Source organism: Micromonospora sp. WMMD712, assembly GCF_029581295.1.
GTDB classification, from domain to species: Bacteria; Actinomycetota; Actinomycetes; order Mycobacteriales; family Micromonosporaceae; genus Micromonospora; species Micromonospora carbonacea.
The window spans coordinates 1,247,019-1,260,576 of record NZ_CP120743.1; the positions used below are offsets into that span (position 1 = coordinate 1,247,019).

A 13,558-nucleotide genomic window follows, 5' to 3' on the forward strand; every position below is an offset into this window, starting at 1 on the left:
TGTGAACAAACGGGTGACGTTGCGGGATGTCGCCAGCTTCACCGGCGTGCACGTCTCCACGGTCTCCCGCGTCCTGCGCGGCGACGACGTCCGGGTCAGCCCCGCCACGGCGACCCGGATCGTCGACGCGGCGAAGGAGCTCGGGTTCCACCGGGACCGGTGGGCGGCGAGCCTGCGCAGCGGCAAGACCGGGGTGATCGGGGTGCTGGTCCCCCGGATCACCGACATCGTGCTGGCCACCGTGTTCGAGGGCATCGACGCCGCCGCCGCGAGCGCCGGCTACCAGGCGGTCGTCAGCAGCTCCTGGGACGACGACGAGGCGCGGGCGCTGCGGATCCGGCGCTTCATCGGGGAACGGGTGGACGGGCTCATCATCGGCGACGCCCGCCGCACCGACCCCGCCCTGGCCAGGCTCGCCGCCGAACAGGTGCCGTTCGTGCTGGTCAGTCGCGCATCCCGGGGTCACCCCTCGGTCACCGGCCGGGACCGCTTCGGCGGGCGCCTGGCCGCCGACCACCTGATCGACATCGGGTGCCGACGGCTGGCGGTCGTCGCAGGCCCCGACCACGCGAGCACCTCGGCCGACCGGGTCGCCGGTTTCCTCGCGGCGGCGAAGGCCCGGGGGGTGCCGGTGGACCCGAGGTGGGTGGCCCCGTCGAGCTTCGACGTGGCCGGCGGGGCGTCGGCGATGGCCCGGCTGCTCGAGGTCGGGCAGCCGGACGGCGTCTTCGCCGTCAACGACTTCGCCGCCATCGGCGCGATGGGCACCCTGCGTGACCACGGCCTGCGGGTCGGCCGGCAGGTCGCCGTCGTCGGCTACAACGACATCGACGTGGACGCCCAACTGCTGGTGCCGCTCACCTCCATCCGGCAGCCGCTGCGCGACATGGGCGCGCAGGCCCTGCACGCGCTCCTGGCCCTGCTGGCTTCGGGCGAAGCCGGGTCGGTGCGCCTCGCGCCCGAGCTGATCGTGCGGGCCACGACCGGCGACTTCGTCCCGCAGGCCGCCGGAGCTCCGGAACCCGCCACTCCCTGAGCGCGTTGCGCACCGTTCGCCGCAGTCGGGACGGCCGGTGCGGAGGACATGCTCTCGGGTCTCCCCGCGTCACCCCGCGTCACGGCCCTCGCGCGCGGCCACCGCCCTCCCGATCCCTTTGCTCTGCACCCATCTCCGCAACAGGGCGACGACCTGGTCATCCTCGTGGCCGCCGGGCGCGGGCGGAGTGGTCACCGGTTGCGCTCGGTGAACCGTTGCGTATCCGGGTGCAGAGCAAAGGGCGGGTCCGGGGTGCCGCCGGCCGGGGCGGCCGATCGCACGGCGTCACACACCGGCCGGGGCGGCCGATCGCACGGCGTCACACACCGGCCGTCGAGCACACCCACGGCACGCGCCGGCCGTCCATCACGCCGCGTCACGCACCGGCGGGTGGCCGGCGTCGCCACGCGCCTGCGGGCGGGCGGCGGCGGGCGCGGCCGGGGCGGCCCGCTGCGCCGACGGCGGCCGGCGGTGGTGCATCGCGGCGCGCAGCAGCACGAAACGCAGGGCCGTGGCCGCCAGGTTGGCCGCCACCAGCACCGTGAGCTCGACCGCGCGGGGCGGCGCCGCCGCGACGGCGTGCAGGGCCGCCAGGGATCCGCTGGTCAGCGCCAGGCCGAGGCCGAACGCCAGCAGGCCCTGCACGTGGTGGCGGCCGGCGTGCCGGCCCCCGCTGATGCCGAAGGTCAGCCGCCGGTTCGCCGCCGTGTTCGCCACGGCCGTCACCAGCAACGCCGTCAGGTTCGCCCACTGGGGGCCGAGCGCGCCCCGGGTCGCGACGAAGAGCACGAGGTACGCCAGCGTGCTCGCCACCCCCACCGCGGCGAACCGGACGAGCTGGCGGGGCAGCCCGACGGGCACCCGCGCCGGCGGCGCGGCGAGGGGGGCCCGGCCGAGCTGCGCGCGCAGCTCCGCCAGGGGCAGCGACCCGGTCAGCAGGGCCCGGCCCAGCCGCCAGATGCCCCGCAGGTCGGCCAGGGCGGTGGCGACGATGTCCACCCGGCTGTCCGGGTCGTCCACCCAGTCGACCGGCACCTCGTGGATGCGCAGCCCGGCCCGCTGGGCCAGCACCAGCAGCTCGGTGTCGAAGAACCACCCGGTGTCGCGCACCAGCGGCAGCAGCCCGGCGGCCACGTCCGCGCGGATCGCCTTGAACCCGCACTGGGCGTCGGAGAAGCTCACCGCGAGGGTGCCGCGCAGCAGCAGGTTGTAGCCGCGCGAGATGACCTCCCGCTTCGCGCCCCGCACGACCCGGGAGGTGCGGGCCAGCCGGGTGCCGATCGCCAGGTCGGAGTGGCCGGAGATGAGCGGCGCGACCAGCGGCAGCAGCGCGGCCAGGTCGGTGGACAGGTCCACGTCCATGTACGCCAGCACCGGCGCGTCCGACGCCGACCAGGCCGCCCGCAACGCCCGGCCGCGGCCCTTGGCGTCCAGGTGCCGCACCGTGACCTGCGGCAGCTCGGCGGCGATGGCGTCGGCCACGGCCAGGGTGCCGTCGGTGCTGGCGTTGTCGGCGACGGTGATCCGGAACGGGTACGGGAAGTGCGCGGTGAGGTGCGCGTGCAGCCGCCGCACGCAGGGCCCGAGGTCGGCTTCCTCGTTGTAGACGGGGATCACCACGTCGAGCACCGCCGGCGGGGCGGCGACGCGGGCGTCCACGGTGGGGCGCGGCTCGGTGGATGCGGTCATCGGTTCAGCCCTCCTGTCCGGTGGTCAGGTCGTAGACGGTGACGCCGTCGACGGTCGTCGCCTCGAACGTCTCGGCGACCCAGGCGGCGATCTCCTGCGAGGCGGAGCTGCCGCCGTTGGCGCGGAACCCGCTGCCGCCGACGAAGTAGTGGATCTTCCCTTCGGCCACGTACCGCTGGAACTGCGCGAGCGTCGGGGACGGGTCGCTGCCGTTGAACCCGCCGATCGACATGACCGGTTCGCCCGTGGCGAGCTGGTAGCCGGAGGCGTTCTGGGAGCCGATGGTGGCCGCCACCCAGGTGTAGTCGACGGCGTTGGCCTCCAGCAGGGCGCGCAGCTCGGCGCTGGGCTCGCGGGAGTCGAGCAGCCCACCCATGCCGCCGCCGGTGGCGCGCCCCTCGCCGGCCACGCCGGGCAGCTGCCCGCCGTCGCGCCCCTGGCCATCGCCGTTCTGGCCCTGGCCGCCGTTCTGGCCCTGGCCGCCGCCGGGGAAGCCCGGGAACTGGCCGCCCGGTCCCTGGGCGCCGCCGGGGAAGGCGGCCTGGCCGTCGGTCCGGGCCTGGCCGCCCGGCGCGTTCTGGCCGCCGTCGCGCATCCGGCCACCGCCGGGGAAGCCGCCCCGGCCCGGGCCGGAGCCGCCCTCCACCGCGGGGCCGGCGCTGGGGATCGACCCGGTGTGCGGGGTCGCGGCCGTCTGGATCGAGTACGCCACCGGGCCGGCGAGCGCCGCCGTCGCGCCCAGCGCCACGAGCACCGGCACGACCCGGCGGGCCAGCCTGTCGGCGACGACCAGCAGCACCGCCGCGGCGAGGCCGCCGGCCAGCACCGCCGTGCGCAGCCACGGGTACCAGTCGGGGCTGCGGCCGAGCAGCCGCCACGACCACCAGGCGGTGACGGCGAGGGCGGCGGCCAGGGTGACGGTCGCCGCGAGCGCCTGCCAGCGGGGCACGCCCGGCGCCCGGCGCTGCCAGAGCAGGGTGACGCCGATGCCGACGAGCGCGCCGACGGCCGGGGCCAGCGCCACCGAGTAGTACGCGTGGAAGATCCCGGACATGAAGCTGAAGACGACGCCGGTGACCAGGAGCCAGCCGCCCCACAGCAGCAGCCCGGCCCGCCTGCGGTCGGTGCGCGCCGCCCGCCCGGCCAGCAGCAGGCCGGCGACCAGCAGGATCAGCGCGGCCGGCAGCAGCCAGGAGATCTGCCCGCCGTTCTCGGTGTCGAACAGCCGGCCGAGCCCGGTCTGCCCGGACGCCGGCCCGCGACCGCCGACGCTGCCCTCCTCCGCGCCGGTGATCCGGCCCAGCCCGTTGTAGCCGAGGGTCAGCTCCAGGATGCTGTTGCCCTGTGAGCCGCCGACGTACGGGCGGGCGCTGGCGGGCACCAGCTCGACGATCGCCACCCACCACCCGGCGGCCAGCACGACGCCGAGGCCGGCGGCCAGCACCTGCCGTACCCGCCGCCAGAAGCCGGTGGGCGCGGCCAGCAGGTACACCCCCGCGAAGACCGGGATCACCAGGAACGCCTGGAGCATCTTGGTGAGGAAGCCGAAGCCGACCAGCGCTCCCGCGAGGACGATCCACCGGGTGCTGGCGGTCTCCACCGCCCGGACGGTGGCGTACGCGGCGCCGATCAGCAGCAGCACGAGCAGGGCGTCGGGGTTGTTGAACCGGAACATCAGCGTCGCCACCGGGGTGACGGCGAGGACCGCGCCGGCGATCAGGCCGGCCGCCGGGCCGTGCCAGCGGCGGACGGTGGCGAACAGCACGCCGACGGAGGCGACGCCGAGCAGGGCCTGCGGGACGAGGATCGCCCAGCTGTTCAGGCCGAAGACGCGCACCGACAGCGCCATCAGCCACAACGACGCCGGGGTCTTGTCGACCGTGATCGAGTTCGCCGCGTCCGACGAGCCGTAGAAGAACGCCTTCCAGCTCTGCGAGCCGGCCTGGGCGGCGGCCGAGTAGAACGAGTTGGCCCAGCCGGACGCGCCCAGCCCCCACAGGTAGAGCAACGCGGTGGCCAGCAGCAGGGCCGCCAGCGCCGGGCGTACCCAGGCGGGGTTGGGCCGCCCGCGCGCCGGCGGGCCGGCATCGGCCGTGGCGGCCGTCGGCGTGGGGCCGGTCGGCGCCGGCGCGGGCAGGGTCAGCAGGCTCTCTGTCTTGTCCATGTCGGCCACTCTGCGCGACCCCACTGGCGACGGGCCGTGGGCGGCCTATGCGGTGGCTGTGGGGTCCGTGAACGCCGGCAACACGACGGTGAACGTCGTGTGACCGGGGCGGCTGGACACCTCGACCCGGCCGTGGTGGGCGTCCACCACGGCGGCCACGATGGCCAGCCCCAGGCCGGTGCTGCCGTGGGCGCGCGAGCGGGAGCTGTCGCCCCGGGCGAAGCGTTCGAAGACCTCGCCCTGTAGTTCGGGCGGGATGCCGGGGCCGTCGTCGGTGACGGTGAGCGCGACCCCGTCGGGCTCGGCGGCGAGCCGGGCGGTGACGGTCGTGCCGGGCGGGGTGTGCACCCGGGCGTTGGCCAGCAGGTTCGCCACCACCTGGTGCAGCCGGGCGGCGTCGCCCGGCACCAGCAGCTCCGCCTCGGGCAGGTCGAGCTGCCAGCGGTGCTCGGGGCCGGCGACGTGGGCGTCGCTGACCGCGTCGACGACGAGGGCGGTCAGGTCCACCGGCTCGACGGCGAGGGGCCGGCCGGAGTCGAGCCGGGCCAGCAGCAGCAGGTCGTCGACGAGGCTGGTCATCCGGGTGCTCTCCGACTCGACCCGGCGCAGCGCGTGCGCCACGTCCGGCGGGACGCGGTCGCGGCCCCGGCGGGCGACCTCGGCGTAGCCCCGGATGGCGGCGAGGGGGGTGCGCAGCTCGTGGCTGGCGTCGGCGACGAACTGGCGTACCCGCGTCTCGCTGGCCTGCCGGGCGGCGAGCGCGGCGGCGACGTGCCCGAGCATCCGGTTGAGCGCGCCGCCGACCTGGCCCACCTCGGTGCGCGGGTCGGTGTCGGCGGCCGGCACCCGCACCGACAGGGCCACCTCGCCCCGGTCCAGGGGCAGCTCGGTGACGCGGGTGGCGGTGGCGGCGACCCGGCGCAGCGGGCGCAGGGTGGCCTGGACGATGAGCGCGCCGAGGCTGCCGGCGACGAGCAGGCCGGCGGTGGCGACGCCCGCCTGGGCCAGCACCATCCACCAGACCGTCTCCTCGACGCCCGCAAGCGGCAGTGCGAAGACCAGGGTCTGGCCGTCGACGTACTGGCGGGCCACCGCCCGGTAGTCGCCCCGCTCGCCGAGGTCGACGGTGCGGGGGCGGCCGTCGGGCGTGAGCCCGGCCAGCGGGGCGGCCGCGTCGGCGCCGAGCTGTTCGGTCGCGTCGGCCGCGGTGCGGGTGGTCGCCGACTGGACGCGGCCGTCGACGACCCGGGCGGCGATCGAGCCGGCCGGGAAGCCGGGCGGCAGGTCGACGGGGCGCTGCGACGACGGGGGCGGGTTGGTGAACCACGGCGGCCGGTCCCCGGGGCGGCGGCGCTGGTCGAAGGTGAGCTGGTCGTCGACCTGGGCGATCAGGAAGTGGTGCAGCGCCACCGTGGTCAGCGCGCCGATGCCGACGCTGACGAAGGCGAGCAGCGCCACCACGGTCACCACCAGCCGGGTGCGCAGGGACCAGCCGGCCAGCCACCGGCGCGCGCGGTCAGTCGGCGGGTTTGAGGACATACCCCGCGCCGCGCAGCGTGTGGATCATCGGTGCCCGCCCGACGTCGATCTTCTTCCGCAGGTACGAGATGTAGAGCTCGACGACGTTGGCCTGCCCGCCGAAGTCGTAGTTCCAGACGTGGTCGAGGATCTGCGCCTTGCTCAACACCCGGCGGGGGTTGCGCATGAGGTAGCGCAGCAGCTCGAACTCGGTGGCGGTGAGAGTGATCAACTGGTCGCCGCGGCGCACCTCGTGGCTGTCCTCGTCGAGACTGAGGTCGCCGACGGTCAGCACGGCGTCCTCCCGGGTGGCGATCGCGAAGCCCGAGCGGCGCAGCAGCGCCCGCAGGCGGGCGATCACCTCCTCCAGGCTGAACGGCTTGGTGACGTAGTCGTCGCCGCCGACGGTGAGCCCGGCGATGCGCTCCTCCACCGCGTCACGGGCGGTGAGGAACAGCACCGGCACGGTCGGGGTGTGCTCGCGCAGCCGGCGCAGCACCTGGAAGCCGTCGAGGTCGGGCAGCATCACGTCGAGCACCACCGCGTCGGGCTGGAACTGGCGGGCGGTGCTCAGCGCCGCCATCCCGTTGCCGGCGGTGCGGACCTGCCAGCCCTCGTAGCGCAGGGCCATGGAGAGCAGGTCGGTGAGCGTGGGCTCGTCGTCGACCACCAGCACCCGGACGGGTTCGCCGTCCGGTCGGCGCAGCTCGATGCGGCCCTGCGCGGCCTGCCCCTCCATGACCATGCCCCCCATCGTGGGCACGCCCGCTGTGCCCCACCCCAGCAGATCCTGTGTAGCAGCTGTGCGACTCGGCCGGGGCCCGATCGGGCCCGCCGGCGCACAGCACGGGCACAGCCGCGCCCCAAGCCCGGTCCAGCCGCGCCGCGCAGGCTGCCCGGCATGGACAAGGAACCGGGCCACACCTGGGAGAGCCGCTGGACGCACCGGGGACGGCCGGTACGGGTGGCGGCGACCGACCGGCACGCGCTGCCGGCGGCCCGCCGGGAGCTGACACTGCTGCTGGCCGGCCTGCGTCGCGGCGAGGCCGCGCTGGGCCGGGCGCTGCGGGCCGCCGGCCGGCCGGTGCCGGTCGGCCCGCTGCTGCGGGACCTCGTCGGCGTCGCGCTCGACGCGGCCGAGGCCAGCGACGGGGCGGTGGACCCCACGGTCGAGGCGGCCCGGTTGCGCCGCCGACCCGCGCCGGGGCTGCTGCCCGCCTGCGGTGGCGGCGCGCCGGCCGGGCCGCCACCGGTGGCGAACTGGCGGGCGGTGACGCTCGCCGGGGACCTGCTGGCCCTGCCGCCGACCCTGCCGCTGGGCCTGGCCGCCACGGCGACCGCCCAGCTCGCGCGGCGCTGCGCGCACCGGGTCGCGGCCCGCACCGGCGCGGGGGTGCTGGTCGGCGTCGGGAACCGGGTCGCCGTCGCCGGCCCCGCCCCGGCGGGCGGCTGGCCGGTCGCCACCGGCGGGCGGATCGTCGCGCTCACCGGCGGTGGCCTGGCCACGGCCGACGTGCGGGTCGACAGTGGCGTGCTGGACCCCCGCACGGGCACGCCGCCGGTCTCGCCGTGGGCGTCGGTCACGGTGGTCGCCCCGGACGCGGTCCGCGCCGCGACGCTCGCCGTCGGGGCGCTCGCCCACGGCCCGCACGGCCCGGACTGGCTCGCCGAGCGGATCGGCGACGGTGCCGCGTACCCGACGCCGGGCCGCCCGACGGCGGTCCTGGTCCGTTGACGGGTCGCCCCGGCGGCCGGGGCCGTTCCCGCCGGGGCGACAACCCCGGCGGTTTGCCCAGCTCGGGGGTCGGGTATCGGGGCAGGCAGCGCCGCCGGCGACGGGCGGCGTCGGGCGCGAGCGACGAGGAGCGGTCGATGAGGACGCTGGACGGGCGGTACCGGCTCGAACAGCGCATCGGCGTCGGCGGGATGTCCGAGGTGTGGCGGGCCCACGACGCCGTGCTGGACCGGCCGGTCGCGGTGAAGCTCATCTCCCCCGGGCGCGACGAGGTCCCGGTCGAGCGGATCCGGGCCGAGGCCCGCTCGGCGGCCCGGCTGGTGCACCCGAACGTGGCAAGCGTGCACGACTTCGGCACGGCCCCGGCCCTGCCGGGCCGGCCGGTGCCGTACATCGTGATGGAGTTGGCCGAGGGCGAGACCCTCGCGGCGCACCTGCGCGCCGGGCCGCTGGACTGGCGCATCGCGGTCCGCGTCTGCGCCGAGATCGCCGCGGCGCTGGCCGCCGCCCACGCGCACGGGATCGTCCACCGGGACGTGAAGCCGGCCAACGTCGTCCTCACCCCGTGCGGGGTGAAGGTCCTGGACTTCGGCATCGCCACCCCGGCCGGCGCGCCGGACGAGACGCCGGCCGGCATCGTGGTGGGCACCCCCGCCTACCTGGCCCCCGAGCAGCTCGACCGGCAGCCGGCCACCCCGGCCGCCGACATGTACGCCCTCGGGGTGCTGCTGCACTACTGCCTCGCCGGGCGGCTGCCGTACCCGGCCGACAGCACCACCGAGCTGCTGGGGGCGCGCCGCCGGCGACCGGCCGAGCCGCTGCCGCCGATCGACGGCCTGCCGGCGGAGGTGGCCGGGCTGTGCCGGCAGCTGATGGCCGACGACCCGGCGCGGCGGCCGAGCAGCCTGATGGCGGCGCTGCTGCTGGCCGAGGCGGTCGACGCCCGGGTGTACGTGCCGATGCTCGCCACGGTCCCGCCGAGGCAGCGCGGCGACGCCGGGGTGTCCCCGTGGACCCGGGAGGCGGCTGCCGAGGCGACCCAGGCGGCGACGGTGGGCGGGAGCCCCGGTTTCGCCGGACGCGCGTCGGGTAGCCGGGCGGGTGACTGAGGGGGGACGTCATGCCGGATCCGAGTTCCTGGCTGCACGAGGCCACCGCCACCGCCGAGGGTGGCCACGTCCGCACCGACGACGGCGGGCTGTCCACCGCGCTGGCGTCCCCGCTGGCGCCGCACTGCACGGGGCTGACGCCGGAGCAGCTGCTGGCGGCGGCGTTCGCGTCCTGCCTGCACCACGCCGCGGTGGAGGCGGCCGGGCAGATCACCGACGAGGCGCACACGGTGCAGGTGCGCGCGGAGGCGCGGCTGGGGCGCGACGACGACGGGCGCTACCGCGCCGACGTGCACGCCTCGATCTCCTCCGCCGGGCTGAGCCGGCAGCAGCTCGCCGAGCTGGTCGCGTACGCCGACCGGTTGTGGCCGTTCTCCAGCGGCGACAACAGCCGGCACCGGCTGACGGTCACGCCCGCCGACAACGGGCGCGGCTGACCACGGGCGCGAACACCGGGTGCCGCGCCGGTCACCCCGGGTGGACCCGCCCGGTCGGGCATCGGCCCATCGCCCGAACGCCCGACCCGGACGTCGCCAGGCGACCGCGCGGCACACCCGCCGAACCTGTCCCTTTCCCTGCACTGAATCGGTAATACCGCAAATAAGCCATTGGCGGTTTCTACCCGGGTTGCGGACCTTCTCGGCGTGCGCGTCCGGGTGGAAAACCGCAAAATGTGATGCATGCCACCAACCACCCCGGTGGCAGGGCGCGGTCGACTATCTAGCCTCGGCGGGTGCGTCCCTACGACTCCGCCGAACCGCAGCAGGCCCACGACCGACCGGGTGGCCGACCGGCCGACACCGCCCCCACCGAACGGGTGGCGGGCCGGCACCGGCGTCCCGAGCCGCCCCGGCGCACGCTGCTGAGGTCCACGCCGGTGCGGGCGGCGCTGGTCACCGGGGTGAGCTGCTGCCTCGGCGTCGCCGCGTTCGCCGGCACCCGGCAGGCCGACGATCCCGCGGAGCCGGTCCAGGACGCCCTCGCCGACCGGGCCGCGGCCGCCGCCGAGGCCGAGCAGCGCGCCTCCCGCTCCCTCGACCGCTCCCCGGCGGTCCCGGTGACCGTCTCGCCCAGCCCGGCGGCGAAGCCCAGCCCGAGCGCCACCCGCAAGCCGAAGCCGAAGCCCGCCAGGCCGGCGCGCCCCCGGCCGGTCGCCGGGCTCAACCAGCTCCAGATGGACAACGCGAAGACCATCGTCGACGTGGGCCGGGACATGAAGCTGCCCCGCCGGGGCCTCGTCGTCGCGGTGGCCACCGCCATGCAGGAGAGCAACCTGCACAACCTGGCCAGCGACGTGCTCCCCGAGTCCGCGAACTACCCGCACCAGGGCAGCGGCTCCGACCACGACTCGGTCGGGCTGTTCCAGCAGCGCCCGAGCAGCGGCTGGGGCACCGTGCGGGACCTGATGCGCCCCGCGTACGCGGCCCGCGCCTTCTACGAGGCGCTGCTGGAGGTGCCCGGCTGGGAGGAGATGAGCCTGACCGCCGCGGCCCAGGCCGTGCAGATCTCGGCCTACCCCGACGCGTACGCGCAGCACGAGGAGCGGGCCACCACGGTCGTGGCGGCGCTGACCTGAGCCCGGCTCAGGCGACCCGGCTGCCCCAGTCGCCCGGGGGCTCGACGTCGAGGCCGGCGGCGACCCGGGTCGTCGGCACCCCGGCGTTCGGCACCGCCGCCGCGGCCGTGGGCGTGTCCGCCGCCACGACCGGCCCGGCGAGGATCTCGTCCACCCGGGCCTCGCGGCGTCGGCGCGCGGCCAGGGCCGCCTCGAAGTCCCGGCGGGCGCTCAGCGCATCGGCATACACCTGCTCGCGCACGCGCCGGGCCTCCTCGCGGGCCGCGTCCAGCTCGAACCGGGCCTGCGCCAGGATCTCGGCGGCCTCCCGCTCGACGCCGCCCAGCGCCGCCCGCGCGCCGTCGGCCCCGGCGGCCAGCTCGGGCCGATGCTCGACCAGCTCGCACAGGCGGGTCGCCTCGTCCCGGAACCGGTCCCAGTCCCGGCCCGCCCCCGCCGCACCCTCCGCGCACGCCGCCAGCCGGCTCAACCGGACCGCGAGCTGATCGAGACAGGCGTCGACCTGCCGCCGGTCGTAGCCGAACTCCACGACGGAGAACCTCATGCTGTCGCCCCCCAGGCAGCCGGTGTTTCTTCCCCACCTGAGATCCTCGGCGGCGCGGGCGGACGGCGCGGGCGTTCGGGAAAAATGTTCAGCATCCGAGCGGCGACGCCCCGAGCGGGCGTCGGCCCGGGGGTGCGGGGTGGGGCGTCAGCCCGGGGCGCGGGCCGTCAGACCCGCTTGGGCAGCACCACGACACGGCCGAAGAACTCGTCGATGCGGCGCACCACGTCGTTGAAGTCGTCCAGGTCGATCGGCTTGGTCACGTACGCGTTGGCCTGGAGGGTGTAGCTGCCCACGATGTCGGTGTCGGCGTTGGAGGTGGTGAGCACCACGATCGGGATGGTCCGCAGGTCGTCGTCCTGCTTGACCTCGCCGAGGACCTGCCGCCCGTCCATCCGGGGCATGTTCAGGTCGAGCAGGATCACGTCCGGCCGGTGGGCCTCGGTGTGCCGGCCGGTCCGACGCAGGAACTCCATCGCCTCCTGGCCGTCGCTGACCACGTCGATCACCTTGTCGACGTCGGAGTCGGCGAGGGCCTCCTCGATCATCAGGACGTCGCCCGGGTCGTCGTCGACCACGAGGATACGGACGGGGCCGGGGGTGCTTCCAGCCATGGGAACCTGCCTCGGATTGACGCGGACGGCGACCTCGCGATCGCCTGCTGGCGGGGAAATCTAGCCCATCACGGAGCGGACCGCGCCGTCGGGTGGCCCGTGTCGGGAGGGTAGCCCAGCACCTCCGCCAGCCCTGTCAACCGCAGCACCCGCTCGACCCGGCCGGTCGCGCCGGTGACCCGCAACCACCCGCCCAGGGCGGTGGCCCGGTTGTCGCCCCGGACGAAGGCGGCGATGCCGGTGGAGTCGCAGAAGATCAGCTCGGCGAGGTCGACCAACAGGTGCCGTTCCCCCTGCTCGGTGAGCCGGTCGAGCACCGCCGTGAGCTCCGGCGCGGTGCTCATGTCGAGCTCGCCGGCGAGTCGCAGGCACGCCCCGCCGCCGTCCCGCTGGGCGTACGTGACGGTGAACGTCAACGTGGTCCCTCTCGCTTCACCGCAGCCGAATGCTTGCAGTGGAGCAAGTATAAGCAGGGTTGCGCCGGACCCCGGCAGGCCGTGGTCACCGCGCCGAGGCCCCGGCCCGCTGGTCGAGCAGCGCCAGCCCGGTGCCCAGGAAGCCCGCCGCGCGCGGGAAGTCGCGCAGCGCACCCGCGAAGTGGCCGAGGGTGAGGGCGATCGCCGCGGCGGGCACCCCCCGACTGACCAGGATGCCGGTCAGCCACTCGACGAACTCGGTGAACAGCGTGCCGTCGTCGACGAAGACGGCGGCGGCGAGGAAGTCCACGATGTGGCCGAGGTCGCTGACGGTCGAGTCGAGCTGGACCGCGTCGTACTCGCGTACCCCCGGCACCCGCGCGCGCAGGTCGGCCAGGGCGCTGTCGATCAGCGCGGCCCGCCGCTTGACGAGGCTCGGGTACTCGTCGTCGGCGAGGTGGGCCAGGTCGGCCGGGGGGACCCGGCGCAGGGCCCGCTCGTCGGCGACCAGGTCGGCGGCGCCCGGCGCGTCGGGCGCCCACGCCACCCCGAGCCGGCGGGCCCACCGCCCGTCCCCGCCGAAGCCGCGCCCGCCGACCACCACCGGCACGTCGGAGCGGCGGCACGCCTCGACCATGCGGTGCGCGTGCGGCAGCCGCATCGGCAACGCGCAGGCCAACGCCACGGCGTGCGCGTCGTGCCGGTGCAGGTACGACACCAGGTGCGCCGCCGGGACGCTGGCCCCGAGGAACGTGACCTGCCAGCCGCGCAGCCGCAGCACCTCGGCGACCAGCCGGGGCGGCAGGGAGTGCCACTCGCCGTCCATACAGGCCATCACGATCCGGCCCCGGGTGGGACGCGGGTCGACCCGGGCCGCGACGGCCGCCACCACCCGCTCGCTGATGTGGGTGGCCGCATGCTCCTGGGCGACGCTCCACGCGTTGCTCGCCCACCGCAGGCCCACCTCGACCTGCGCGGGCGCCACCAACTCCAGCAGCACCCGTTCGGCCGGCACCCCGGCGTCGACCAGCCCGAGGGCGGTCTCGATCGCCGCGTACTCGTCGGCGGACTCCAAGGCCCGCAGGAAGCCGGGGCAGGCGTCGGCCGGAGAGCCGACAGCGGCGGGGACGGTCACGCGGTGCTCTCCTTCGGTCGGC

At 76.1% G+C, this 13,558-nt stretch carries 13 protein-coding genes; 5 read left to right on the forward strand and 8 right to left on the reverse strand.

Annotated features, from left to right (window positions below; genetic code table 11):
- Position 1 precedes the first annotated feature (1 nt).
- Positions 2–1,036 carry a LacI family DNA-binding transcriptional regulator gene (locus O7633_RS05085; RefSeq protein ID WP_278135842.1) on the forward strand — a complete coding sequence of 345 codons (1,035 nt, stop codon included), beginning with the start codon at positions 2–4 and terminating at the stop codon, positions 1,034–1,036.
- Between the two features lie 366 nt (positions 1,037–1,402).
- Here the strand turns inward: O7633_RS05085 and O7633_RS05090 are convergent, their stop codons facing one another.
- Genes O7633_RS05090 through O7633_RS05105 form a run of 4 tightly spaced genes read right to left on the reverse strand, consistent with a single transcriptional unit; the run spans position 1,403 to position 7,146 of the window.
- Positions 1,403–2,725, reverse strand: coding sequence for a glycosyltransferase (locus O7633_RS05090; protein WP_278135843.1), 1,323 nt, complete (start codon positions 2,723–2,725; stop codon positions 1,403–1,405).
- A gap of 4 nt (positions 2,726–2,729) precedes the next feature.
- Positions 2,730–4,889, reverse strand: coding sequence for a glycosyltransferase family 39 protein (locus O7633_RS05095; protein WP_282326371.1), 2,160 nt, complete (start codon positions 4,887–4,889; stop codon positions 2,730–2,732).
- Positions 4,890–4,934: 45 nt separating this feature from the next.
- Positions 4,935–6,428, reverse strand: coding sequence for an ATP-binding protein (locus O7633_RS05100; RefSeq protein WP_282326373.1), 1,494 nt, complete (start codon positions 6,426–6,428; stop codon positions 4,935–4,937).
- The gene (locus O7633_RS05105; protein ID WP_141723685.1) at positions 6,406–7,146 is read right to left on the reverse strand and encodes a response regulator transcription factor; all 741 of its coding nucleotides are present in this window, start codon (positions 7,144–7,146) and stop codon (positions 6,406–6,408) included. Before O7633_RS05105 ends, O7633_RS05100 begins: the two co-directional genes overlap by 23 nt.
- Positions 7,147–7,308: 162 nt before the next feature.
- Here O7633_RS05105 and O7633_RS05110 point away from each other — a divergent pair, with 162 nt between their 5' ends.
- From O7633_RS05110 to O7633_RS05125, 4 genes are all read left to right on the forward strand, one after another.
- On the forward strand, positions 7,309–8,142 hold the full coding sequence (locus O7633_RS05110; RefSeq protein ID WP_282326375.1) for an FAD:protein FMN transferase: 834 nt from the start codon (positions 7,309–7,311) through the stop codon (positions 8,140–8,142).
- A 137-nt stretch (positions 8,143–8,279) separates the two neighbouring features.
- On the forward strand, positions 8,280–9,251 hold the full coding sequence (locus tag O7633_RS05115) for a serine/threonine-protein kinase (RefSeq protein WP_282326377.1): 972 nt from the start codon (positions 8,280–8,282) through the stop codon (positions 9,249–9,251).
- A gap of 11 nt (positions 9,252–9,262) precedes the next feature.
- Positions 9,263–9,688 (forward strand): OsmC family protein, encoded by a 426-nt coding sequence (locus O7633_RS05120; RefSeq protein WP_074473275.1) that lies wholly within the window; start codon positions 9,263–9,265, stop codon positions 9,686–9,688.
- 380 nt (positions 9,689–10,068) lie between these two features.
- Positions 10,069–10,827, forward strand: a complete 759-nt coding sequence (locus O7633_RS05125) for a hypothetical protein (RefSeq protein WP_282328471.1) — start codon at positions 10,069–10,071, stop codon at positions 10,825–10,827.
- 7 nt (positions 10,828–10,834) lie between these two features.
- Here the strand turns inward: O7633_RS05125 and O7633_RS05130 are convergent, their stop codons facing one another.
- The 4 genes from O7633_RS05130 to O7633_RS05145 all read right to left on the reverse strand — a co-directional run bounded on the left by O7633_RS05130 (position 10,835) and on the right by O7633_RS05145 (position 13,536).
- Positions 10,835–11,371 (reverse strand): ATPase, encoded by a 537-nt coding sequence (locus O7633_RS05130; RefSeq protein ID WP_282326379.1) that lies wholly within the window; start codon positions 11,369–11,371, stop codon positions 10,835–10,837.
- Positions 11,372–11,538: 167 nt separating this feature from the next.
- The gene (locus tag O7633_RS05135; RefSeq protein ID WP_074473272.1) at positions 11,539–11,985 is read right to left on the reverse strand and encodes a response regulator; all 447 of its coding nucleotides are present in this window, start codon (positions 11,983–11,985) and stop codon (positions 11,539–11,541) included.
- A gap of 68 nt (positions 11,986–12,053) precedes the next feature.
- Positions 12,054–12,401, reverse strand: coding sequence for an STAS domain-containing protein (locus tag O7633_RS05140; protein ID WP_282326381.1), 348 nt, complete (start codon positions 12,399–12,401; stop codon positions 12,054–12,056).
- Between the two features lie 85 nt (positions 12,402–12,486).
- Entirely contained in the window at positions 12,487–13,536 is a 1,050-nt protein-coding gene (locus O7633_RS05145) for a cobalamin-dependent protein (protein WP_282326384.1), read from the reverse strand.
- Positions 13,537–13,558 lie beyond the last annotated feature (22 nt).